The organism is Ruegeria sp. O4 (assembly GCF_056535125.1).
Genome location: NZ_JBQERO010000002.1, coordinates 85,310 through 108,672, shown reverse-complemented (window position 1 = coordinate 108,672; position 23,363 = coordinate 85,310). Strand labels below are relative to the sequence as shown.

Below are 23,363 nucleotides of genomic sequence, written 5' to 3'. Positions count from 1 at the left end.
CGGTCAATTCAGGTAGCTTGGGAAGGGCCGCCAGATCTGAGCCTCCGGCACCCCTTCCAGATCACGGGGCGTGTTTCAACGCCTGCTTAATGCAGCAACGGATGGTGGCTCAGGCGATCTGCTGGTAAATCTCAGCAACTTTGGTAACGGCCGCCTCGGGGCTCAGTTCCTCGCTTTCGCCGGTACGGCGGCAGGTCAGTTCAACCACACCATTCTTCAGACCACGCGGGCCAACCGTGATGCGCCAGGGCAGACCGATCAGGTCCATCGTGGCGAATTTGCCGCCTGCGCGTTCGTTGCGGTCGTCATAGAGCGGCTCCAGACCCAAAGCCGTCAGCGCCGTGTAGATCTTGTCACAGGCTGCATCGGCTTCTTCATCGCCCTGCTTGAGGTTGACGATACCGCAATGGAACGGGGTCACGCCCTCAGGCCAGATGATGCCCTTATCGTCATGGCTGGCCTCGATGATCGCACCGACAAGGCGGCTGACACCGATACCATGGCTGCCCATGTGAACCGGAACCGGTTTGCCATCCGGGCCTTGGACAGTTGCACCCAAGGGATCGGAGTATTTGGTGCCAAAGTAGAAGATTTGGCCCACCTCGATGCCGCGCGCCACGCGGCGGCGTTCTTCGGGTATCTGGTTGAACAGCGCTTCATCATGGGTTTCGTCAGTGCGCGCGTATTTCGAAGTGAACTCTTCCAAAATGGCCTGACACTGTTCGCGGTTGTCATAATCGATGTCGCGATCGCCAAAGGTCAGATCAGTGACAGCGCTGTCATAGAAAACTTCGGATTCACCGGTATCGGCCAGAACCAGGAACTCATGCGTGTCATCACCACCGATGGGGCCTGAATCGGCGCGCATCGGAATCGCCTGAAGTCCCATCCGTTCATAAGTGCGCAGATAGCTGACCAGATGGCGGTTATAGGCGTGCAGCGCATCTTCCTTGGTCAGGTCGAAATTGTATCCGTCCTTCATGTAGAATTCACGGCCCCGCATCACGCCGAAACGCGGGCGGATTTCATCGCGAAACTTCCACTGGATCTGGTAGAGCGTCAGCGGCAGGTCCTTGTAGCTACTGACGTGGCCACGGAAGATATCTGTCACCAGTTCTTCGGCCGTCGGCGTGAACAGCATGTCCCGGTCATGCCGGTCCTTCATCCGCAGCATCTCCTGACCGTAATCGTCATAGCGCCCGGATTCACGCCACAGATCCGCCGACTGGATGATGGGCATCTGGATCGCGATGTGACCGGCCCGCGCCTGTTCCTCGTGGACGATGTTTTCCAGCTTGCGCAGCACTTTGAAGCCCAGCGGCAACCAGGAATAAATCCCGGCAGAGGCCTGCTTGATCATCCCTGCACGCAGCATCAGCCGGTGGCTGACGATCTGAGCCTCGGACGGGGTTTCCTTGAGAACGGGCAGAAAGTAACGGCTCAGGCGCATGGACGGACCTTCAAAGGTAAGAATTCGACTGGACAGGTGATTATGCCAAAGCCCCGCCGGGGGCAATCGCGCATTGGTGTTTTTCCGACCTTGCGGCAGTCGGTTTTTTGATTGACCCGCCAATCGGGAATCCCAATGGTAGCGGAAACGCAAATTCCATGAGGCGCCAATGCAGACCATTCAGGAACCCGCACGCCAAATCCCCGTCATTCATCAAACCGATGTTCTGGTCGTCGGTTCCGGCCCCGCCGGGTTGGCCGCAGCGCTTGCAGCGGCACGTGCGGGGGCCGAGGTATCTTTGATTGATCGGTTCGGCTGCATGGGTGGCAACATCACAGCGGTCGGCGTCGAAGGATTTGCCTGGTACCGGCACGAGCAAACCGTCGAGGCAGGCGGCATCGGGATGGAATTCGAAACCCGCGCCAAGGAGATGGGCGCCGCCGTTCCGGAAAGCCAGTCGCTGAGCTATGAGCTGGACAGCGAAGGCTTCAAACTGGTCGCCGACAAGCTGGTCGAAGAAGCGGGTGTGCATCCGATGTTGCATCGGCATTTCGTGGCCCCGATCCTGGAAGGCGACCGGATCACCGGCGTCATCACAGAATCCAAAGCCGGGCGCGAAGCGATTTTGGCCAAGGTCGTCATCGATGCCACCGGCGACGCGGATGTGGCCCATCGTTCGGGCGCGCCGACCCACAAAACTCCGCGCGAGGACATGATGGCGGCTTCGGTCATGTTCCATCTGGCGGGCGTAGATAAACGCGCCTTCATGGAAGGTGTGAAAGCTGACCCGCAGACCTACAAGGACTGGGGCGGTGGCGGAGAGTGGAACATTGAGACCTCGGGTAAAGAGGACGACATGTTCTCACCCTTCGTGCACAAACCGTTCCAGCAAGCAATCGATCAGGGGCTGATCCCGCCGCATCTGAACACCATCGCCGGCACCTGGGGCGCGATGCATGACACGGGCGAGCTGACATACATGAACCTCATCCATCTGGCCGAGGTTGACGGCACCGATCCCGACAGCCTGACGCGCGGCGAGATTGAAGGTCGCCGCCAGACCATGCTGGCCATCGAGGCGCTGCGACGGTTCATGCCCGGTTGCGAAAACGCACGTTTGCGGAATTTCGGTATGACCATCGGCATCCGCGACACCCGCAAGATCGACGCGGTCTACAACATGACCGAAAACGATGCCCGCCATCAGGGCCGGTTCGAGGATACGATCGGCATCTATCCCGAGTTCATCGACGGCTATGGCATCCTGATCCTGCCAACTACGGGGCGGTACATGCAAATCCCTTATCGCTCGATGCTGCCCAAGGGCATCAAAGGCCTGCTGGTTGCAGGACGGTCGCATGGCGCGGACCGGGTGGCACATGCCGCAACCCGAAACATGGCTTGTTGCGCGGTCTTAGGTCAGGGCGCGGGCATCGCCGCTGCGGTCTCACTGAAAAGCAATCAGGAGCTGGACCAGCTGAATCTGGCACCGGTTCGCGCTGAATTGCAACGCCAGGGGGTGAGGATTCACTGATGGACAGTATCCCAACGATTGATATCGCGCCTTTGACTGCCCCGGGAACCGCAGCCTATGACGCGACGGTCCGTTACATCCTTGCGGCCTGTCAGGGGATCGGCTTTTTGTCGATCACCGGGACAGGCGTATCCCGGCAGACCGTGGATCAGGTACGCCAGATCACCCGACAGATTTTTGCCGTCGATGACGCGCAAAAATGGGATCAGGCCATCACCCGCGCCAACTATCGCGGCTATATACCCATGGGGTTTTTCACACCCAATGATGGCTCGGGCAAAGCCGACAAATACGAGGGGTACAAACTGCATCACGAGGTCGCAGCAGACGACCCGGTGCGTGAGGATTGCGCGTTATACGGGCCAAACCTCTGGCCCGACGGTGTACCCGGTGCGAAAGAGGTCATTCTGGGTTACTGGCGGCAACTGGATCGCGTCACCGATCTGTTGCTGGGCGCGTTAGAAGCAGGGTTGGATTTGAAAGCCGACTCGCTGCGCGGTGCATTCCGGGACCCGATGACCAACATGACCCTGTTGCATTACCCGCCTCAGGCCGAAGATGAGGCAGGCTATGGCATCCATCCGCACAAGGATACCGACGCCTTGACCATCATTGCCCCCGATCCGGTGGGCGGGCTTGAGGTGCAGACCCGCAACGGCGGCTGGATCACGCCCGATTGCCCGCCCAGTGGTTTCGTGGTGAATATCGGTGACATGCTGGAGCTGTGGTCGGGCGGGCGGTTGAAATCCACGCCGCATCGGGTTGTGAACCGATCGGGTCAGGAACGGTATTCTTTTCCCTATTTCGCGGTGCCCCGTCACGACGTCGTCGTCGCGCCTTTGCTGCCGCCCCTGCCCGGCTTTGACCGTCCGGCGGTTCATTGCGGTCACTGGTCGGCCGAGATTTGGCGCACCAACTGGCCCGACGAAACCGCCACCGAAGACACCCCGGAATTGGGAACGTTGCGCGGCTGACTCCTGTAAACGCAAGCGCCATGAACCGCTTGCATCATGGGCTTTGATGCGCCAAGAACACCTGCAAGGGCCTGAACAAGGGGATCGCCATGGCTTTGCCGGTTAAGGATCAGCTGAGATACTGGAGCATCGCCGCTGCGGTTTTCGCGTTGATCCTGTGGGCGCTTGGGGATGTCTTGTTGCCTTTTGTCATCGGTGGGGCCATTGCCTATTTCCTTGATCCGGTCGCTGACCGGCTGGAGCGGCTGGGCCTGTCGCGTATGGCCGCCACGGCTGTCATCACGGTCGTCGGTGTTCTGGGATTTGTACTGGCAATTCTGATGGTGGTCCCTGCGCTGATCACCCAGTTGCTGGATCTTGTCGATGTACTGCCTGATCTGTTCAAACAATTGCGCAGTTTCATAGAAAAACAGTTCCCGTCCTTGCTTGACCGGGAATCGAGCACGCACGCGATGCTGGTGTCCTTTGGCGAAACGCTGAAATCCAAGACCGGGGACGTTATGCAGACGGTGCTGTCCTCGCTGGGTTCCGCGATCAACATCGTTGTTCTGTTGGTCATTGTGCCGGTTGTGGCCGTCTACTTGCTGTTGGACTGGGATCGCATGACCGCCCGCATCGGAGAGCTGCTGCCACGTGACCACGCCCCCATCATCAGGCGGCTGGCGGGTGAGATCGATGCGGTTCTGGCCTCGTTCGTGCGCGGCATGGGAACGGTCTGCTTGATCCTTGGCACCTATTACGCGGTTGCACTGATGCTTGCTGGTCTGCAATTCGGCCTGATTGTGGGTTTTATCGCGGGCCTGGTCACGTTCATACCCTATCTGGGCGCCCTTATCGGAGGCTCGCTGGCCATCGGGCTTGCGCTGTTTCAGTTCTGGGGTGACTGGGCTCATATCGGGCTTATCGCGGGTATCTTTGCCGTTGGGCAGGTCACCGAAGGCAATTTCCTGACACCCAAGCTGGTCGGCAGCTCTGTCGGGCTGCACCCGGTTTGGCTCCTGCTGGCCCTGTCGGTCTTTGGCGCGCTGTTCGGCTTCGTCGGCATGCTAATCGCTGTCCCGGTCGCCGCAGCATTGGGCGTGCTGGCCCGCTTTGCCACATCGCTATACCTCGACAGCAGATTGTACACTGGTCTTGAAGGTCTGGATCAGGAAACCGAGTAAATGGCCCGACAACTCAGCTTTGATCTGCCCGCCAAAACTGCGCTCGGGCGAGAGGATTTCTTTGTGTCACCGGCAAATGCGCTGGCGGTGGCAATGATCTCGGCCACGTCCTGGCCTGGCAACAAACTGGTGCTGAGCGGACCTGCCGGTGCGGGCAAAACCCATCTGGCCCATGTCTGGGCCGCTGAAACCGGCGGGCGTATCCTTCAGGCCAGCGACCTGCGATATGACGATGTGCCAGACCTGGCGCGTATGCCGATTGCGGTCGAAGACGTGCCTTTGATTGCCGGTGATATCGAGCAGCAAAAAACGCTGTTCCACCTGCACAATCTTGTTCTGGCCGAAGGGCACCCCCTGCTGATGACCGGCCGTCTTGCGCCCAAATTCTGGGCGTTGCCGCTGGCCGATCTGCAAAGCCGGGTCGAAGGCGCGCATCACGTCGCACTGGATCCGCCCGATGACGCATTGCTGGGCGCAGTACTTGCCAAGCTGTTTGTCGACAGGCAGCTCAACCCCGGCCCCGATGTCATCGCCTATCTTGTCAAGCATATGGACCGGCGGTTTGAAAGCGCAGCCGACGTTGTATCCCAACTGGACCAACTGGCCCTGGCTGAAAAACGCGACATTACACGCGCGCTTGCCATTCGCGTACTGAACACGGCCCCGGATGAGGTCGAGACCAATGATTGACCCGCTGACGTCAATTTCGCATCCTCAGGCAGAACTATCTGGAACACACATGGATCAGACCGTCAAAACCGATATCCCGGACTGGGGAACGTTCGGAAAGCCCCTGTTTGACAAACCGGACGCACGGGCGCTGTCGCGCGTCGGGGTTGTCGATGTCGGGTCGAACTCGGTCCGGATGGTCATTTTCGACGGGGCGGCCCGATCACCGGCCTATTTCTACAATGAAAAGGTCATGTGCGAACTGGGGGCGGGCCTGTCCGAAACCGGGCGACTGAACCCGCGTGGCCGCGAACGCGCCTTGTCGGCACTACGACGGTTCCAGCACCTGGCAATGGATCTGGATTTGCCCGGTTTGCATGTTGTCGCCACCGCTGCTGTGCGCGAAGCCTCGGATGGGCCCGAGTTTTGCGATCAGGTGCAGGCTGAAACCGGTTTGCAGGTGTCTATCATTGACGGTGACGAAGAAGCCCGCCTGTCGGCGCAGGGTGTCCTGTTGGGATGGCCCGGAGCTTATGGGCTGATCTGCGATATTGGCGGATCGTCGATGGAATTGGCCGAAATCGGCGGTGGTCAGGTCGGCCGTCGCGTAACCTCGCCGCTTGGGCCGCTGAAACTGCGCGACATCAAAGGCGGGCGGCGCGCGCGAAAAGCGCATATCAAGGAAACGATGGAGGATCTGCGCAATCAGATGGGCCAGCAGCGAGACCGTTTGTTTCTGGTCGGCGGCAGCTGGCGCGCCTTTGCGCGGCTGGACATGCTGCGGCGGGGCTATCCGCTGAACGTTCTGCATGAATACCGCATGACCACCAAACAGGTGCGCGAGACGATCAAATACATCGAAAAACACGATGGTGAAAAGCTGCGTGCTCAGGCGGGCGTGTCGAGCTCGCGCATGGCGCTTATCCCGTATGCGATGGACGTTCTGGCGCGGCTGATCCGCACGTTCAAACCCAAAGATATCGCCATCTCAAGCTATGGGATTCGCGAGGGGTTGCTATATGAGCAGATGCCGCAGGAAGTGCGCGATCGCGACCCGCTGATCGAAGCCAGCCGGTTCTCGGAAGCCAAGGACGCGCGCCTGCCCGGATTTGGCAGCAATCTCTATGATTTTGTCATCCCGCTGTTCAGATCGGCACCGCCCAGCAGAGTGCGCCTGATCAAGGCGGCCTGCCTGCTGCACGATGTAAGCTGGCGCGCGCATCCCGACTATCGGGCCGAGGTGTGTTTCGACAACGTCACGCGCGCCAATCTGGGTGGTTTGAAGCATTCCGAGCGTGTCTTCATCGGATTGGCACTGCAACACCGCTATCGCAACAAACGGGAAGGCAATCGGTTCTCTCGGCTTTACGAATTGCTGGATGAAAAAAGCCAGAAACAGGCCGAGATTTTGGGCAAGGCCATGCGGTTTGGCGCGATGCTGTGGATGCACAACGATGCCAATATGGGGCAGCTCAAGTTTTTCCCCAAAAAGCGAGAGCTGGAACTGTATCTGCCCGAGGCCGCAGCCCCCCTGTTCAGCGAAGTGGCAGAAGCCCGGTTAAGCGCCTTGGCAGCAGCGCTGAAATCTCAGACTCGCGTGATTGTCAAAGGCTGAACTCTTGAGCGGGTCAGATATCTGTAGGTCCTTCGGGCACCTCGATATCCCGCTTTTCAGGCTCAGATGGCTCTTGGGTCGGTTTTCTGCGGATAATGATATCGCCATTGGGCAGAATCTCGGGTGGTTCATAAACGCTCCAGTCCTTGACCTCAGCCGCCAGTTCAGCAAGCGCCGGGCCCATCTGCTGCAAGAATGACTGCATCGCCGGGCCAAACTCTTCTGCCAGACCCAGCAAGTTTTCCAATGCCGGTTCCATTTCCTTGCGCAGACCTTCGAAAAACAGTTCGGCCCCCTGTTCCATCAGGGATTTTTCATTGTCTTCCTGTGCCATTGCAGGCGCGGCAAGGAACACTGAGATCGTACTGATCAGCAAGATGCGTTTCATACCTGACATATAAGGCCCGTGTGGCAGGCTGGAAAGGTCACAGTTCAATATCAAGCGTGACCGGAAAATGATCGGAGGCCGTCAAAAGCGCCTGCCGCAATTCCGGTTCAGCCCAACAGGCGGCATCCTGAAACGGGTGCCAGATACGCCAGGACGGGCGATATGCTTGCAGGTCCGTGGTAATCATTATGTAATCCAGTAATGCGTCCAGAAATTTACCTTCTTCCGGGCGGGCAAAGCGCGCAGTAGCAGGCACCGGCCCGGGCCGAAACCTGTAGGCTGTGACGGCGTTCGGGTCGAACAATCCGGCTTGCAGCAACACCTCGACCGACGAGCGGCCAAAGAGGTGCTCAAACTCATCCAGCCCGGGGCCATCGTTCAGATCGCCCAGCAAAATGACGGGCTGTTTTTGCGCAACATGCCATTCGACGCGCCGTGCAAGCCAGATCGCTTGCGCCAGCTGTTTGCGGCGATTGGCAATCGAAATCCGGATCGCCTCGTCCCGCGATTCGGCACCGTGCGGTGCCTTGGATTTCAGATGTGCCCCGATCAGGCGGATGTTGTGCCCCGCTTGCGTCGTCACCGCCAGTTCCATCGGCGGTTTGGAGAACCGCACGACATCCTCGGTCGCATCAATGTCGAGGTCGATTTTGAATACACCATCGAACCGGGGGGCTGTGGTATCTGCAATATCTCCCTTGGGATCGTGGCGAACACTCAGCACCGTTCTGTCATAGAGCAATGCCAGTTCCTGATGCGTGTCGTTTGCATAGCCCATCACCGCATCAGACGTGCGCAAGTCGAACGCTTCGGCAAAGGCTTGCAGGGCCCGAACCGTGTTCTGGCGTCTGCCCGTGTTGGGCGCCTCGACGATTACAATCGCATCAGCGTCAATGGCAGTCAGAACCTTGGCAATCGCTTCGATCTGCTGCGCTTTGGTGACGTCGTGCCTGCCGGACCAGCTGTCATCGACGATCAGCCTGTCTTTCTGGTCAAACAGATTGGCGAACCATTCGATATTATAGGTCGCCAGCCGCATCTGATCAGGCCCGCGCGCCGTTGATTTCATCCCAGGCGCGATTGATGTCGATCATCTTTTTCTCGGCCAGCCGGATCGCCTCTTCGGGGACACCCCGGGCCATCATGGCGTCGGGGTGCGTTTCCCGAACCAGCTGCCGCCAGACATTGCGAATGTCGGGCAGCGGCATGTCATGTGGAACGCCCAGAACCGTGTAAGGATCGTTTGGCGCATCCGGAACAAAGCGCGCCCGCAGTGCTTTGAACTGCGCGTCGGTTTGCCCGAAAATCTGGCTGACATCTTCGAGAAACGCGTTTTCGTTCGGATGATAGAAACCATCCGCCATCGCGATGTGAAAAAGACCTTCCATCAGGTCACACAGGGTTGTGCTGTCTTCGGAAAACATGCGGGCAATTTTGCGGGCGTAGTCCTGATATCCCGCCACGTCCGTACGGGCCATGTTGAAGACGCGGGCTGCACCTTCCTCATCTTCGCGCGCGATCTGAAACACGTCGCGAAAGGCGGTGACCTCATCACGGGTCACCTGACCGTCTGCCTTGGCCATTTTGGCACCCAGTGCGATGACCGCAATCGTAAAGGCCACGGACCGTTCCGGTGGCGAGCGTAGTTTTTCAAAAACTGCGGTCAGGCTTTCGCCCTGGGCAAGCGCGCTGAGCGCATCGGATATGCGAGTCCAGATCGACATGACCGCACCCTAGCGTCACAATTCGGGACTGTCAGGTGCAACAGGTCATTCAGCACCAAGAATTTTCTGCATCAGCACAAGGTCCAGCCGCTGGCCGAACTTAAAGCCGACTTCGGGCATCACCCCGACTTTCGAATAGCCAAGTGCGGCATGAAACGCCTCAGCCCCCGGATTGGCCGAGGATATGCCCGCGACCAGAACATGAACGCCTTGGGCTTGCGCGACTTCCTCCAGCTCTGACATCAACGCACGTCCCAGCCCTTTGCCCCACGCATCCGGTGACAGCTGGATCGTATGTTCGCAGGTTTGCGCATAACCGGGCCCGGTGCGGAAAGGGCCATATGTGGCAAAGCCGATAACGTGGCTGTCGTGCTCGGCAACCAGAAAACCGGGCGAGCGTGCCTTGATATCTTCGGCAATCTGGGCGGCGCTGCGTTCGTCCGTCGTGAAAGTGACCAAAGTGTCCCGGATGATCGCATTGGTGATCCGGGCAATGGCTGGAGCATCTGACGCTGTGGCCGGGCGAATGTTCATTCCAGCACCCGCAGCCCATGAGGTGTCTCAATTTCTGCCTGCAAAGCCGCGGGGCCGGTATCGAACACAACAAGATCCAGCTCACCCAGTCGACGGGCCAGTGTCAGGGCATCGGGGTGATAGACAACCAGACGCCGCAACCGGCACGCGCTGTCCTGCAACATGTTTGCCGGGTGCAGGTCGCCCTGCCATTCGATAAGGGCGGGAAACAGATTGTCGAACGGCAAACGCCCCGTTGGCGGAACCGCCATGCGCCATTGCAACGCGCCGCGGGTCAGGTCGATGGGCTCTCCGGTGCCATCGGGAAAGATCGACAGTGTGGCCTCGATATCCTCGACCCGGCATATCCAGTTCGTCAAACGCGGGCCGCCCTGAAAATTGTCCAGATCGAACCATCGCGGCCTGCCCGGAGGCTGCGCCTGCGGATCGATGGCAATCGCTTCCAGATAGAGCCCGTCTCTGAGCCCCAGCAGCCTGTTATGTGTCCCGAATTTTTCGTGTTTCCCACCGGGTTGCAGTGCAACACCAAGCGCCTGTTCGATATGCGCAGACGCTTCTTCAAGCGTTTCGCCCGCGACGGCCAGATGATCGAGTAACATGTGCACCCTCCTGCGAAAACGACCGGACCCAAAGGGATCCGGCCGCATGTTTTCGCCATTGGCGCAGGATCACAAGAGCTTTCGTTGAAAGACTTGCCTTGTGTCAGGGCCGCGCTTCGCGGATCAGGCGCAGAATGTCCTGAGCGGCCTCGGGAATGTTGGTGCCCGGACCAAAGATAGCCTTGACCCCATGGTCATACAGGAACTGGTAATCCTGTTGCGGGATCACCCCACCACAGATCACGATGATATCGTCGGCCCCTGCTTTCTTCAGCTCTTCCACCAGCTGCGGTGCCAGTGTTTTATGCCCCGCCGCCTGTGAGGAAATGCCGACCACATGTACGTCATTGTCCACCGCGTCCTGCGCGGCCTCGGCAGGTGTCTGGAACAGCGGGCCAACGTCCACGTCGAACCCGATATCTGCAAAGGCCGTGGCGATAACCTTGGCACCGCGATCATGCCCGTCCTGCCCCATTTTGACCACCAGAAGACGGGGGCGGCGGCCCTCGGCCTCGGCAAAGTCCTCGATGGATTTCTGGATCGCGGCAAAGCCTTCGTCGCCCTCATAAGCAGCGCCATAGACACCGGCCAGGGTTTTCACCTCGGCGCGATGGCGGCCGAATTCTTTCTCCATTGCCATGCTGATCTCTCCTACGGATGCACGGGCGCGGGCGGCTTCGACCGCAGCGGCCAGCAGGTTTCCGCCCTCCTGGGCGGTCTTGGTCAGGGCGTCCAGCGCGGCTTGGCACGCGGCTTCATCACGGGTTGCGCGAATGCGTTCCAGCCGCGCCACCTGCGCCTCACGCACGGCGACGTTGTCGACATCCAGAATGTCGATCGGGTCTTCCTGTTCCTTGCGGTACTTGTTGACGCCGACGATCACTTCGTCGCCCCGGTCGATCATGGCCTGACGGCGGGCTGCGCTTTCCTCGATGCGCAGCTTGGGCATACCCGAGGCAACCGCCTTGGTCATGCCACCCATCTCCTCGACCTCTTCCATCAGGGCCCAGGCTTTTTCGACCAGTTCATTGGTCAGGCTTTCAACATAGTAAGAACCGGCCAGAGGATCGACCACATCTGTTACACCGGTTTCTTCCTGAAGCACGAGCTGTGTGTTCCGCGCGATGCGGGCCGAAAAATCGGTGGGCAGCGCAATTGCCTCGTCCAGAGCATTTGTATGCAGCGATTGGGTGCCACCCAGAACTGCGCTCATCGCTTCATAGGCGGTGCGGATGACATTGTTGTAAGGGTCCTGTTCCTGAAGCGAAACGCCGGAAGTCTGGCAATGGGTGCGCAGCATTTTCGACCGTTCGGACTTTGCCCCAAACTCGGTCATTACCCGGTGCCAGAGCGTGCGTGCGGCGCGCAGTTTGGCGATCTCCATGAAGAAATTCATGCCGATGGCGAAGAAGAACGACAAACGGCCCGCGAACTTGTCCACGTCCATTCCGGCCTCAGTCGCGGCACGGACGTATTCGCGCCCATCGGCCAGCGTATAGGCCAGTTCCTGAACAAGGTTCGCCCCGGCCTCTTGCATGTGATAGCCCGAGATCGAGATCGAGTTGAACTTGGGCATCTCATTCGACGTGTATTCGATGATGTCCGAGATGATCTTCATCGACGGTTCAGGCGGGTAGATATAGGTGTTGCGCACCATGAATTCTTTCAGAATGTCGTTCTGAATGGTGCCGGAAAGGACAGACTTGTCGTGACCCTGTTCTTCACCCGCAACGATGAAACTTGCCAGGATCGGAACAACCGCGCCATTCATGGTCATCGAGACCGAGACCTTGTCCAGCGGGATGCCGTCAAACAGGATCTTCATATCCTCGACACTGTCGATGGCAACGCCTGCCTTACCGACATCGCCAACAACGCGTGGGTGATCACTGTCATAGCCGCGATGTGTCGCCAGATCGAAGGCAACCGAAACGCCTTGCTGGCCTGCTGCCAGGTTGCGTCGATAAAACGCGTTCGACTCCTCGGCGGTTGAGAAACCCGCATACTGACGGATCGTCCAAGGACGGCCCGCATACATCGTGGCCTTGACACCGCGGGTAAACGGGCCAAATCCCGGCAAAGACCCCATATGCGGCAGATCGGCGGTGTCTTCCTGGGTGTAAAGCGGTTTGACCGCGATACCTTCCAGCGTTTCCTTGGTCAGGTCGTCCAACGGACGTCCGCGCAGCTCTTTCTCGGCAAGCGCTTTCCAGTCCTTCGTGTCGGTCATTTCGATTTCCTCTCGTCAATACGGATGGCGGTCGCTGAAAGCGTCCGCGCCAAAGTCCTGCACTTGGCCTGTTCATTCAGGCGCAAGCGCGAAAATGTGGTCACCCGGCGCAAATCGCCGGTCGCAATCGCGGGCACAGGGGCTATATTCGAAAGAACAGGAGGCCACATGACACGCACGCTTGCCTTTGTTTTCTCGGCACTAATCCCTCTGGCTGCCCTGGCGGCAGACGGAACCGCGCCGTCTGATGACAGTTTTGTCCGCCCGGTGGGTGAAAGTGAACTCAGCGAGTTCTTGTGGGTCAAACGCCCCATCGTGGTTTTTGCTGACACGCCTGCCGATCCGCGGTTCCAGCAGCAGATCGATATGCTTGTCGCAGAAGAAGCAGCCATGCGCGACCGCGATGTCATCGTGCTAACAGACACGGACCCGTCTGCCCGGTCCCCGATCCGGACCAAGCTGCGACCGCGTGGTTTCCAGATGGTGTTCGTCGACAAGGACGGCGTGGTCAAATTGCGCAAACCCAGCCCGTGGAGCGTGCGTGAGATTGGCAGATCTATCGACAAGACCCCCCTGCGCGAACGCGAGATCCGCGACCGGCGCGAAGGGGGCTGAACGCTTTCGCCACACCCAATGGCCCCGGCGCGATGCGCCGGGAACGTTGGAATGTATATCGAAAGCGCCAACATGGTCACTCGAACTCGATGATCACGTCGTCCACAGCAAGGCTGTCACCGGGGCCTGCATTGACTTTGGCCACCACGCCCCTCTTTTCGGCACGCAGGATGTTTTCCATCTTCATCGCCTCAATCGTGCAAAGCGCCTGACCTTCCTGCACTTCCTGCCCCACTTCGACATCGACCTTCACGACTAGGCCCGGCATTGGGCAGAGCAGCAACTTCGAGGTATCAGGCGGCAGTTTTTCCGGCATCAGTTTGGCCAGTTCCGCCTGCCGTGGGCGGCGCACATGTACTTTCAAGTCCGCGCCGCGGTTGCGAACGCGGAAACCGCCCGAGACCTTGCCGATTTTCAGAACCAGCGGGCTGCCATCCACGTCCAGAACCGCAAGTTGATCGCCCGGCGTCCAGTCCGACGCGACACGCAGGGACGATCCGTCGTCAAACTTGACCGTTGACCCCTCTTTGTCGGCATTGACCTGCACGGCGAAATCCTGCCCCTGCAATGTCACAACCCAGCGCTTGCCTACTTTGCGTTCGTGATTGTCCATCCGGCCCGACACGCGGGTGCGCCGGATTTCGGCGACGCGGTGCATCGCGGCGCAGGATGCAGCAATCCGGCGCAGATCCACTTCGGGCAACGTTACGCCCTCGAACCCGTCTGGATATTCTTCAGCGATAAAGGCCGTTGTCATGTCACCGCTTACAAACTTCGGATGATCCATCACTGCCGACAGGAACGGCAGGTTGTGACCGATGCCTTCCACTTCGAAACTGTCCAACGCCACGCGCATCGCCTCGATTGCTTTTTCGCGGGTCGGCGCCCAAGTGCAGAGCTTGGCGATCATCGGGTCGTAATACATGCTGATCTCGCCGCCCTCGTAGACGCCGGTATCGTTGCGCACGGCGGTTTCACCATCGGGTGCTTCACCCTGCCATTTGCCGTTGACCAGCAACGGACCAGCCGAAGTTTCCTGCGGCGGGCGATACCGGGTCAGCCGACCGATCGACGGCAGGAAGTTGCGATACGGGTCTTCCGCATACAGACGGTTTTCAATCGCCCAGCCGGTCAGGGTCACGTCATCCTGCGTTATCGATAGCTTTTCACCCGCTGCGACACGGATCATCTGCTCGACCAGATCGACGCCGGTGATCAGTTCCGTAACAGGATGTTCCACTTGCAGGCGCGTATTCATTTCGAGGAAGTAGAAGTTCTTGTTTCCGTCCACGATGAACTCGACCGTACCTGCACTTGCGTAGTTCACGGCCTTGGCCAGAGCGACAGCCTGTTCACCCATCGCCTTGCGGGTTTCAGGATCAAGGAAGGGTGACGGTGCCTCTTCCACCACTTTCTGGTTCCGGCGCTGGATCGAGCATTCACGCTCGCCCAGGTAGATGCCATTTCCGTGACTGTCGCACAGAACCTGAATTTCGATATGGCGCGGTTGGGTTACGAATTTTTCGATGAAGATCCGGTCATCTCCGAACGAGTTTGCGGCTTCGTTCTTGGACGACTGAAAGCCTTCGCGCGCCTCTTCATCGCTCCACGCGATGCGCATACCCTTGCCACCACCACCGGCGCTGGCCTTGATCATGACCGGATAACCGATGTCGTTCGAGATCTTGACCGCCTCGTCCGCGTCCTCGATCAGCCCCATGTAACCCGGAACGGTCGAAACTCCGGCCTCCTGTGCGATCTTCTTCGAAGTAATCTTGTCGCCCATGCTTTCGATTGCACCGACAGGGGGCCCAACAAAGGCAACACCTTCGGCCTCGAGCGCTTCGGCGAACTTCGAGTTCTCCGACAGGAAGCCATAGCCGGGATGAACCGCCTGCGCACCGCTTTGACGGATGGCATCCATGACCTTGTCGATCACAATGTAGGACTGGTTCGCCGGGGGCGGACCGATATGCACGGCTTGGTCGGCCATCGACACATGCAGCGCGTTCTTGTCCGCGTCCGAATAAATGGCAACGGTGCCGATACCCATCTTGCGGGCGGTCTTGATGACCCGGCAGGCGATCTCGCCCCGGTTGGCGATCAGGATCTTATTGAACATGAAACGTCCTTTGGCTTGGTGTTCCGGAAACGCAAAACGCCGCCGCAGGGTACGATCCCCACGACGGCGTGATGCGCAATGATGGCTGAGGCGCCAGGCGCCCCGAAGGATATGCGTTAGTTACAGTTGTTCTGTGTCTTGCAGTACAGCACGTTGCCCGCTGCGCCGACGGCCGCGCCAAACAGCGGGTCGGCATTGAGGACCGCGGCCCCCACAGCCCCGGCACCACCGCCGAGGAGTGCCTGTTCGCCCGTGGTGTCACCGCACGCGGCCAGACCCGCACAGGTCGCCGCAACAAGGATGAGTTTCGAGAATCGCATTGTGTCTGCCCTTTTAGGTTTCTTGGTTCGTTTGGGATCAGATGCGCGAAATGGGGCCTGTTATTCAATATCAATGCAATTGCAGGCAGGTTTTGTGCAGGTTTTCGCTTCTCTTTGGCCGTGGAAGCCAAAAAGAAAAACGCGGACAGGTCTATGTGGGGAACACAAGCCTGCCCGCGCAAGGAAGGGGTACGGAATAGTAGGTGCATGTGCGGCGCAGGCAAAGTAGAGCCGCACGGCCCATTCAGTTTGCACGGCACAATCTGTTGAGCAAACACAGTATTGTTTCCCTGGGACAACTCGGCTGGTTTCTGCCCAAGCCACAACATGGCGCGCAACATCGTGCCGACAGCATTCAAGTGAATTACCAGCACGAAAGCCCCGTTCACCGTCACAGTTTCGTTACAAAATGGGTCGCTTCCGATGCTTTCTGCGGTTGCAGCATCACGAATCGCCGCCACTCCACCGGCGAAGGAATTACGGCGCAACAGCGCGTTAGATGACAGGTTCAAGACGCTGTGATTCAAGAAGTCGAAAAAGGCACATTTTATTGAGAAATCAGATGGTTCTATTCTCTTTCTCGTGATTTCCAAAGATTTCTGCTGCGTGAAACGGTCCTTGGGCACACTCGCACTCAAAGGAACACCCACATGACTATGACTAGAAAAAAGGCACTCCTGCTCGCTGCCTCTGCGCTCAGTGTGACCGGCACGTTTGCTGCTGCCCAGGACGCCCAGACCCAGGCCGAACTCGACGCTTTGCGCGCCCGGGTCGAGGCGCTGGAAGCCGACAAAAGCGGCCCCGCCAACGGAGATTTCCGCATCGGCAACACCGTTTTGGACGTTTACGGATACGTGAAGGCCGATTTCTTCTATGACTTCGACTACGATCAGGGGGATACGGCGTTCGTGAATGTTATCGGTGAACCCTCGGCCGCAACCGACGGCACCTTCGGGGCAACCGTTCGCCAATCTCGGATCGGATTGCGTACCACCACCCCAAGCGGGATCGGTGACATTGGCGGACAGCTTGAGCTTGACCTGTTCGGTTCCGGCGGCACGGCTGAATTGCGCATTCGCCATGCCAACATCACCATCGGCGATCAGTTCCTGATTGGTCAGTACTGGACCAACTTCCAACCATTGGACACCTACCCGACCACTGTCGAATTCAACGGCCCCGTGGGTATCGCATTCGCTCGTGTCCCACAGCTGAGATACACCGGACAGCTTGGCAGCAATGCACAGTTTGCGGTCTCGATCGAAGAGAACGTCAGCGGGTCGAATTCCGATGATCCCGTCCTGACGGCCTCGGCGGAATATAACGACGGTACGTACATTGCCCGTGGTGCCGTTTTGTACGGTAAAGCCAATTCCGGCAATGTCGAAGTGGATCAAACCGGCTTTACGTTTTCCGGCGGCATTCGCCCCTGGCAAGGCGGGTTGTTCCAAGTCAACTACGTCACAGGTGAGGCACTTGGCCCGTACCTGATCGGTCTCGGCGATGCCATTGTCGGTGGGCAGGCCAACGATGTGGATGGCTACACCGTGGAATTCAGGCAGGACATCGGTGCAAAGTGGAATGTCGGCATTGCCTACGGGCGCGAAGATTATGATCTGCCGACCTCGACCGGCACGCTGTCCTTCACCGAGCTGGAAACGATCCATGTCAACGCGTTCTACAAGGCGACAGACAGTCTGACGCTCAGCGCCGAATACATCTATGGCGAGCGGAACGACGCGCCCACCGGCAGAACCTTTGATGGTAGCCGCGTTCAGCTTGCGGCCCAGTTGAACTTCTGAGACCACACATAAATCCTGCCCGGTTTCGGGCAGGATTTTCCCGAAACCGGCCATGATTGGTTTATGTGCGGCTGCGAATGTCACAATCAGTCCATCCCGTCGATGATGTCCGGGAAGGATGCGCGCGCAGCGTTTACGTCGATAACGAGCAAGGCATCATAACTGGCCGGATCAAAGGGATCTTCTGCCGCGATGACTTCGCGCCCGAATAGCCAGCTCAAACGCCCCGCATCCAGATTGCCCCGTTCGAACGGCTGGTCACCGAAATGGGCCCAAAGAGCCTCCATGAACGCAATATCAGCGCGCCTGTCCGCAGGTTTACGATCCCGAAACCGCTCGCGCTGCGTTAACGGTGTAACGCCCTTTGGGTTGGCGCGACGGATGGTGAACTGAAAGTCGGTGCCTGAAAGGCGACCGGGAAAACCACGATGCTTCAGCATGAAAGGCCCCCCTGTGTCATACTTGCAGACAAAAGCAATTCGAGCCCGAAAAAGGATGGGGTCATGATGCGCACCTCCAAAGCCGCACAGTTGGTCTGAGATGCTTTGTACTCATGGCGTCTTGCGGTCATGGTCAAAGCCCCTCCCAGATACACCGGGACTGCTCCAGCCGGTAGGCCTCAAAAAACTGGGTCGCATCAGGGGCGGCATCGCCAAACTCTACCGGGCGATCGGACAAAGAGATCACGACCCGCGCCGGATGCAATTCATGCTGAGCGACATATGGAATGGCCAGAATCTGGCACAGGTGCTCCATATCCTTCGACGCCACATCATACCCAATCCGCCCTACTGACGCGCCTATTCTGGGCGCGATAAAGCGAAAGCGCAGCCAAAGCTCGCCAGGGTTGTTGTCCAGCAGGACATCGCTCAGTTGCACTGGCTGGCCCGACGGAACCGGCAACAACGTATCGGAGTCTGCAAAAGCAGGATGGCTGAAGGCGAGAGCAACCAGACAAATGGCGCGACCCCGGACCCACCAGCGGCGAGCTCCTCCTTCCGGGGTCGCGCGCGCAGTACGATTAGTCTGCGCGGTTCTATGTCTGACGGGTCGGATCATTCAACTATTTGCCGGTTTTTGTCAATTCCGCCTCAATTTGAGGGGGTTTCAGCCTCGGAACCGCTGTGACGGTCAAAGATTGAGCGGGGCGGGCCATCCCGCCCCTAGATGGATCACAGCGGGATATTGTCGTGCTTTTTCCACGGGTTCTTCAGCTGTTTGCCGCGCAAGCTGGCAAATGCCCGGGATACACGACGGCGGGTCGAATGCGGCATGATCACCTCATCGATGAAGCCGCGCTCGGCTGCCACGAAGGGATTTGCAAATCGGTCTTCGTAATCCTTGGTATGCGATGCGATCTTGTCGGCATCCCCCAGATCGGCGCGATGAATGATCTCGGTCGCCCCTTTGGCCCCCATGACCGCAATTTCGGCGGTGGGCCAGGCATAGTTGAAATCACCGCGCAAATGCTTGGAGGCCATAACGTCGTAAGCACCGCCATAAGCCTTTCGGGTAATCACCGTCACCTTCGGCACAGTTGCCTCACCATAGGCAAAGAGCAACTTGGCCCCATGCTTGATGACACCGCCATATTCCTGGCTTGTTCCCGGCAGGAAGCCAGGAACGTCGACCAGTGTCAGGATCGGGATTTCGAAGCAGTCACAGAAGCGCACAAAGCGTGCAGCCTTGCGCGACGAGTCGATATCCAGACACCCGGCCAACACCATCGGCTGGTTTGCGACGACGCCTACGGTCTGACCTTCCAGCCGGATGAACCCGGTAATGATGTTCTTGGCAAAATCTTCCTGAATTTCATAGAAATCGCCCTCGTCCGCCACTTTGGCGATGAGTTCCTTCATGTCGTAGGGCGTGTTCGGATTCTCTGGCACAAGAGTGTCCAGCGAAGCCTCGATCCGGCCGGGTTCGTCAAAGAACGGGCGCACGGGCGGCTTTTCGCGGTTGTTGAGGGGCAGGAAGTCCACCAGGCGCCGCACCTCGGCCAAAGCTTCGACGTCGTTTTCGAACGCGCCATCAGCGACTGAGGATTTCTTGGTATGGGTCGAGGCCCCCCCCAGTTCCTCGGCAGTCACCACTTCGTTGGTTACGGTCTTCACCACATCCGGGCCGGTCACGAACATGTAAGAGGTGTCTTTGACCATGAAGATAAAGTCGGTCATCGCCGGGCTGTACACCGCACCACCCGCGCAGGGCCCCATGATTACGCTGATCTGCGGCACCACACCCGATGCCATGATGTTGCGCTGGAACACTTCGGCATAACCCGCCAGCGAAGCCACACCTTCCTGGATGCGCGCGCCGCCCGAATCGTTGATTCCGATCACCGGGGCACCGTTCTGGACCGCCATGTCCATAATCTTGCAGATCTTCTGAGCATGGGTTTCCGACAGCGATCCGCCAAAGACGGTAAAATCCTGGCTGAACACATAAACCATGCGCCCGTTGATCGTGCCCCAACCGGTGACAACACCGTCACCCGCAGGCTTTTGTTTTTCCATCCCGAAATCGGTGCAGCGGTGGCTGACAAACATGTCAAACTCTTCAAAGCTGCCCTCGTCCAACAGCAGTTCGATCCGTTCACGCGCGGTCAGTTTGCCGCGTGCGTGCTGGGCATCGATCCGTTTCTGCCCACCGCCCAGACGCGCGTTATCGCGGCGGCCTTCCAGTTCGGAAAGAATGTCTTTCATGACGACTATCCCCTTATAAATTTGACGGGACCCTACCTGTTTGGGCCGCTCATCCAAAGCTATTTTCGGCAAATTTGCAAAATTTCAGCAACAGTAATTTGGATAATTGCAAAACTGCGAATTCTCGCAGGCAATTTTGCGAATGGCTGGCATTCCGTAAATCCACGGCTATACATGTGAACCATGCAGTTCAGCTCTGACGCGGTCCACCGCACACCACCCACATTGGCGACGCTTGTTTTACTCTCGGGCCTGTCCGCCCTGAGCATGAACCTGTTTCTGCCCAGCCTGCCAAACATGGCCGAGTATTTCGAAACCGATTACAAGGTCATGCAGCTGTCGATTGCGCTTTATCTGCTGATCAATGCCATTCTGCAAATTCTTATAGGTCCAATTGCGGATCAGGCAGGACGCAGACCAGTTTTACTGTGGGGCCTTGGCCTGTTCCTGATGGCGACCCTTGGGTGCATCTTCGCCCCCAATGCCACGGTTTTTCTGGCGTTCAGGATGTGTCAGGCGGTAGTGGTCGTCGGTATGGTTCTCAGCCGCGCAGCGGTGCGGGATATGTACGATCAGGACCAAGCTGCCTCAATGATCGGTTATGTAACGATGGGCATGGCCGTGGTTCCGATGATTGGCCCTGCCATCGGCGGCTTACTGGAAGTGAGCTTTGGTTGGAAAGCGAATTTCTGGCTGCCCTTTGCCGTAGGTCTGCTGACTATGGCACTGACCTATTCGGACTTTGGGGAAACATCGGCAAAAAGTGGCAAAACGCTTGTCCAGCAATTCAAGGAATACCCCGAACTTCTGACCTCGCCACGGTTCTGGGGATATTCACTGGCTTGTGCCTTCTCATCGGGTTCGTTTTTCGCCTATCTCGGCGGCGCACCTTTCATCGGCACCGAATTGTTCGGGTTGAGCGCGGCACAGGTTGGCATTTATTTTGGCGCACCTGCGGTTGGGTATTTTGTTGGCAATTTCATGAGCGGGCGTTTTTCAGTGCGGTTCGGTGTGAACCGCATGGTGCTATGGGGAAGCCTGCTCAATGCGTTTGGCGTCGCTGTGTCGGCATTGCTGTTTCTGGCCGACCGTGGAACCGCACTCAGTTTCTTTGGGTTCATGACATTTGTGGGCGTCGGCAATGGCATGGTCATCCCCAACGCAACCTCGGGCGCGCTATCAGTGCGCCCTCAACTGGCTGCAACCGCCTCGGGCCTGAGTGGCGCCATTATGTTAGGTGGCGGCGCCGGGCTGAGCGCGCTGGCAGGTGCCCTGCTGACACGTGAAACCGGCGCGATGCCGCTGCTTTGGCTGATGCTGGCAACAGGCGTTCTGGCAATCGTCGCAATTTCAACTGTCGTACGAAGAGAACGGCAATTGGGGCTGTAATCGCTTGCCCCAATGACTTTGCAAAGTTAACCTCGGAAATTGGAAAACTTGCAAAGGCACCCAATGGCCACCCAAAAGCTCTATGCCGGCGCGAAACTGCGCGAAATGCGAACGCGCCTGACCCTGACGCAGCGTGAATTTGCCGCCAAACTGGGCGTTTCACTGCCCTATCTGAACCAGATGGAAAACAACAACCGGCCGATCTCGACCACGGTTGTGCTGGCTCTGGCGCAGGAGTTCGGAATGGATGTTACCGAACTCAGCACCGGCGACAGCGAACGTCTTGTTTCAGACATGCGCGAGGCGCTGGCCGATCCAGTTTTTGCCGACATACAGCCCCCTCTGGCCGATCTGCGCCTGACCGCATCCAACGCCCCCGCCCTGGCGCGCGCGTTTATCGAATTGCACAAAACCTACCGGCAGACACATGAACGCCTTGCCTCGCTGGACGAGGCTTTGGGGCGCGAAGATGCGCGTATTCAGGCCAGCCCTTGGGAAGAAGTGCGCGATTTCTTCCATTATTGCGACAACTACATCGACGCCGTGGACAGGGCAGCGGAACTGTTTGCCAACCGCGCCGACGGCCCCGGCGGTATCCGGCAAGCCGCCCTGAGCAGCCTTTCAGAGCGCGGAATTCAGGTGGTTTTTTCAGATATGGGCCCATTGCGCGCTTATGATGTCGACAGCAAAATTTTGCGCCTGTCCTCCCGTGCAGCGCCGCAGACGCAGGTGTTCCAGCTTCTGTTGCAGGTCGCGCTGATCAGTCAGGACCAGTTGCTGGAGGCGACGCTGGATTTCGCCAAATTCCAAAGCGACGAAGCCCGCGCCATCGCCAAGATCGGTCTTGCCAACTATTTCGCTGGTGCCTCTCTGATGCCTTATACCGCGTTTTTGACCGCCGCTCAGGAAGAGCGTCACGATCTGGAGCTGCTCAGCAACCGGTTCGGCGCGTCGGTCGAGCAGGTTGCACATCGGCTGTCGACACTACAGCGTCCCGGCGCCAAGGGCATCCCGTTCTTCTTCGTTCGGGTTGATCAGGCGGGGACGATCACCAAGCGGCACTCGGCCACACGCCTGCAATTTGCGCGCTTTGGTGGGGCTTGCCCGCTTTGGAACGTGCATCGGGCCTTTGAAACACCCGGTCATTTCCTGCGGCAGCTGGCGGAAACGCCTGATGGTGTTCGCTATATCTCGCTGGCGCGGGATGTCTCAAAATCGGGGGGCTCGTTCGGTGCGCCGGTCAGACGGTACGCCATAGCGCTGGGATGCGAGGTCCGTCATGCCCCGGCGCTTGTTTATGCCGACAACCTCGACATCAACAATGCCAGTGCCTACGAGCCCATCGGTATTTCCTGCCGCATCTGCGAGCGGCAAACATGTCACCAGCGTTCGGTTCCGCCGCTGGAACGTCGTCTGAGCATCGACACCCATATTCGCGGCACCCTGCCCTATGAAGTGACCTGATCTTAGTCTGATTTATTATCCCACCGCAGTCGCGTCTCTGGTCACGACGGGGGCAGAGCCCCCGCC

Annotated in this window: 21 protein-coding genes; 9 read left to right on the top strand and 12 right to left on the bottom strand. The window is 58.5% G+C overall.

Annotated elements, in window-relative coordinates; genetic code table 11:
• Positions 1-109: 109 nt before the first annotated feature.
• Complete coding sequence (proS, locus tag ACR0J7_RS04735; RefSeq protein WP_480481934.1) at positions 110-1,450, bottom strand: proline--tRNA ligase; 1,341 nt, start codon at positions 1,448-1,450, stop codon at positions 110-112.
• A 169-nt stretch (positions 1,451-1,619) separates the two neighbouring features.
• On the opposite strand from proS, the gene ACR0J7_RS04730 reads away from it, so the two are divergent.
• The 5 genes from ACR0J7_RS04730 to ACR0J7_RS04710 all read left to right on the top strand — a co-directional run bounded on the left by ACR0J7_RS04730 (position 1,620) and on the right by ACR0J7_RS04710 (position 7,405).
• Complete coding sequence (locus ACR0J7_RS04730) at positions 1,620-2,984, top strand: FAD-dependent oxidoreductase (RefSeq protein ID WP_480486350.1); 1,365 nt, start codon at positions 1,620-1,622, stop codon at positions 2,982-2,984.
• Complete coding sequence (locus ACR0J7_RS04725; RefSeq protein WP_480913434.1) at positions 2,984-3,958, top strand: isopenicillin N synthase family dioxygenase; 975 nt, start codon at positions 2,984-2,986, stop codon at positions 3,956-3,958. The genes ACR0J7_RS04730 and ACR0J7_RS04725 overlap by 1 nt, the downstream gene beginning before the upstream one ends.
• Positions 3,959-4,047: 89 nt before the next feature.
• Positions 4,048-5,121, top strand: a complete 1,074-nt coding sequence (locus ACR0J7_RS04720; RefSeq protein ID WP_480506227.1) for an AI-2E family transporter — start codon at positions 4,048-4,050, stop codon at positions 5,119-5,121.
• On the top strand, positions 5,122-5,811 hold the full coding sequence (locus ACR0J7_RS04715) for an HdaA/DnaA family protein (protein ID WP_480913432.1): 690 nt from the start codon (positions 5,122-5,124) through the stop codon (positions 5,809-5,811).
• Between the two features lie 49 nt (positions 5,812-5,860).
• Positions 5,861-7,405 (top strand): Ppx/GppA family phosphatase, encoded by a 1,545-nt coding sequence (locus ACR0J7_RS04710; RefSeq protein ID WP_480537395.1) that lies wholly within the window; start codon positions 5,861-5,863, stop codon positions 7,403-7,405.
• A gap of 13 nt (positions 7,406-7,418) precedes the next feature.
• On the opposite strand, the gene ACR0J7_RS04705 is transcribed toward ACR0J7_RS04710, so the two are convergent.
• The 6 genes from ACR0J7_RS04705 to scpA all read right to left on the bottom strand — a co-directional run bounded on the left by ACR0J7_RS04705 (position 7,419) and on the right by scpA (position 12,880).
• Positions 7,419-7,793: a hypothetical protein gene (locus ACR0J7_RS04705; RefSeq protein ID WP_480481945.1), complete on the bottom strand. Its 375-nt coding sequence runs from the start codon at positions 7,791-7,793 to the stop codon at positions 7,419-7,421.
• 37 nt (positions 7,794-7,830) lie between these two features.
• Positions 7,831-8,832 (bottom strand): endonuclease/exonuclease/phosphatase family protein, encoded by a 1,002-nt coding sequence (locus ACR0J7_RS04700; protein ID WP_480545819.1) that lies wholly within the window; start codon positions 8,830-8,832, stop codon positions 7,831-7,833.
• A 4-nt stretch (positions 8,833-8,836) separates the two neighbouring features.
• Positions 8,837-9,517: a molecular chaperone DjiA gene (locus ACR0J7_RS04695; protein ID WP_267365678.1), complete on the bottom strand. Its 681-nt coding sequence runs from the start codon at positions 9,515-9,517 to the stop codon at positions 8,837-8,839.
• Positions 9,518-9,562: 45 nt separating this feature from the next.
• Complete coding sequence (locus tag ACR0J7_RS04690) at positions 9,563-10,051, bottom strand: N-acetyltransferase family protein (protein WP_480481948.1); 489 nt, start codon at positions 10,049-10,051, stop codon at positions 9,563-9,565.
• Entirely contained in the window at positions 10,048-10,650 is a 603-nt protein-coding gene (locus ACR0J7_RS04685) for a VOC family protein (RefSeq protein ID WP_480481949.1), read from the bottom strand. Before ACR0J7_RS04685 ends, ACR0J7_RS04690 begins: the two co-directional genes overlap by 4 nt.
• 103 nt (positions 10,651-10,753) lie before the next feature.
• Positions 10,754-12,880 carry a methylmalonyl-CoA mutase gene (scpA, locus tag ACR0J7_RS04680; RefSeq protein ID WP_480899110.1) on the bottom strand — a complete coding sequence of 709 codons (2,127 nt, stop codon included), beginning with the start codon at positions 12,878-12,880 and terminating at the stop codon, positions 10,754-10,756.
• Between the two features lie 168 nt (positions 12,881-13,048).
• Here scpA and ACR0J7_RS04675 point away from each other — a divergent pair, with 168 nt between their 5' ends.
• Positions 13,049-13,495 carry a DUF4174 domain-containing protein gene (locus tag ACR0J7_RS04675; protein ID WP_480475841.1) on the top strand — a complete coding sequence of 149 codons (447 nt, stop codon included), beginning with the start codon at positions 13,049-13,051 and terminating at the stop codon, positions 13,493-13,495.
• 76 nt (positions 13,496-13,571) lie between these two features.
• On the opposite strand, the gene ACR0J7_RS04670 is transcribed toward ACR0J7_RS04675, so the two are convergent.
• A complete protein-coding gene (locus tag ACR0J7_RS04670) occupies positions 13,572-15,617 on the bottom strand; it encodes an ATP-binding protein (protein WP_480913430.1) in 2,046 nt (681 codons plus the stop codon).
• 116 nt (positions 15,618-15,733) lie between these two features.
• Positions 15,734-15,937 (bottom strand): hypothetical protein, encoded by a 204-nt coding sequence (locus ACR0J7_RS04665; protein ID WP_209504584.1) that lies wholly within the window; start codon positions 15,935-15,937, stop codon positions 15,734-15,736.
• A gap of 650 nt (positions 15,938-16,587) precedes the next feature.
• Here ACR0J7_RS04665 and ACR0J7_RS04660 point away from each other — a divergent pair.
• A complete protein-coding gene (locus ACR0J7_RS04660; protein ID WP_480913428.1) occupies positions 16,588-17,739 on the top strand; it encodes a DcaP family trimeric outer membrane transporter in 1,152 nt (383 codons plus the stop codon).
• A gap of 86 nt (positions 17,740-17,825) precedes the next feature.
• Here the strand turns inward: ACR0J7_RS04660 and ACR0J7_RS04655 are convergent, their stop codons facing one another.
• From ACR0J7_RS04655 to ACR0J7_RS04645, 3 genes are all read right to left on the bottom strand, one after another.
• Entirely contained in the window at positions 17,826-18,179 is a 354-nt protein-coding gene (locus ACR0J7_RS04655) for a hypothetical protein (RefSeq protein WP_480481958.1), read from the bottom strand.
• Positions 18,180-18,312: 133 nt separating this feature from the next.
• Entirely contained in the window at positions 18,313-18,642 is a 330-nt protein-coding gene (locus ACR0J7_RS04650; protein WP_480492721.1) for a DUF6497 family protein, read from the bottom strand.
• 269 nt (positions 18,643-18,911) lie between these two features.
• Complete coding sequence (locus ACR0J7_RS04645; protein WP_209597857.1) at positions 18,912-20,444, bottom strand: acyl-CoA carboxylase subunit beta; 1,533 nt, start codon at positions 20,442-20,444, stop codon at positions 18,912-18,914.
• Positions 20,445-20,627: 183 nt separating this feature from the next.
• Between ACR0J7_RS04645 and ACR0J7_RS04640 the strand changes: the two genes are divergently transcribed.
• The gene (locus ACR0J7_RS04640) at positions 20,628-21,833 is read left to right on the top strand and encodes a multidrug effflux MFS transporter (protein WP_480899115.1); all 1,206 of its coding nucleotides are present in this window, start codon (positions 20,628-20,630) and stop codon (positions 21,831-21,833) included.
• Positions 21,834-21,896: 63 nt separating this feature from the next.
• Positions 21,897-23,297 (top strand): helix-turn-helix domain-containing protein, encoded by a 1,401-nt coding sequence (locus ACR0J7_RS04635; protein WP_209504590.1) that lies wholly within the window; start codon positions 21,897-21,899, stop codon positions 23,295-23,297.
• Positions 23,298-23,363 lie beyond the last annotated feature (66 nt).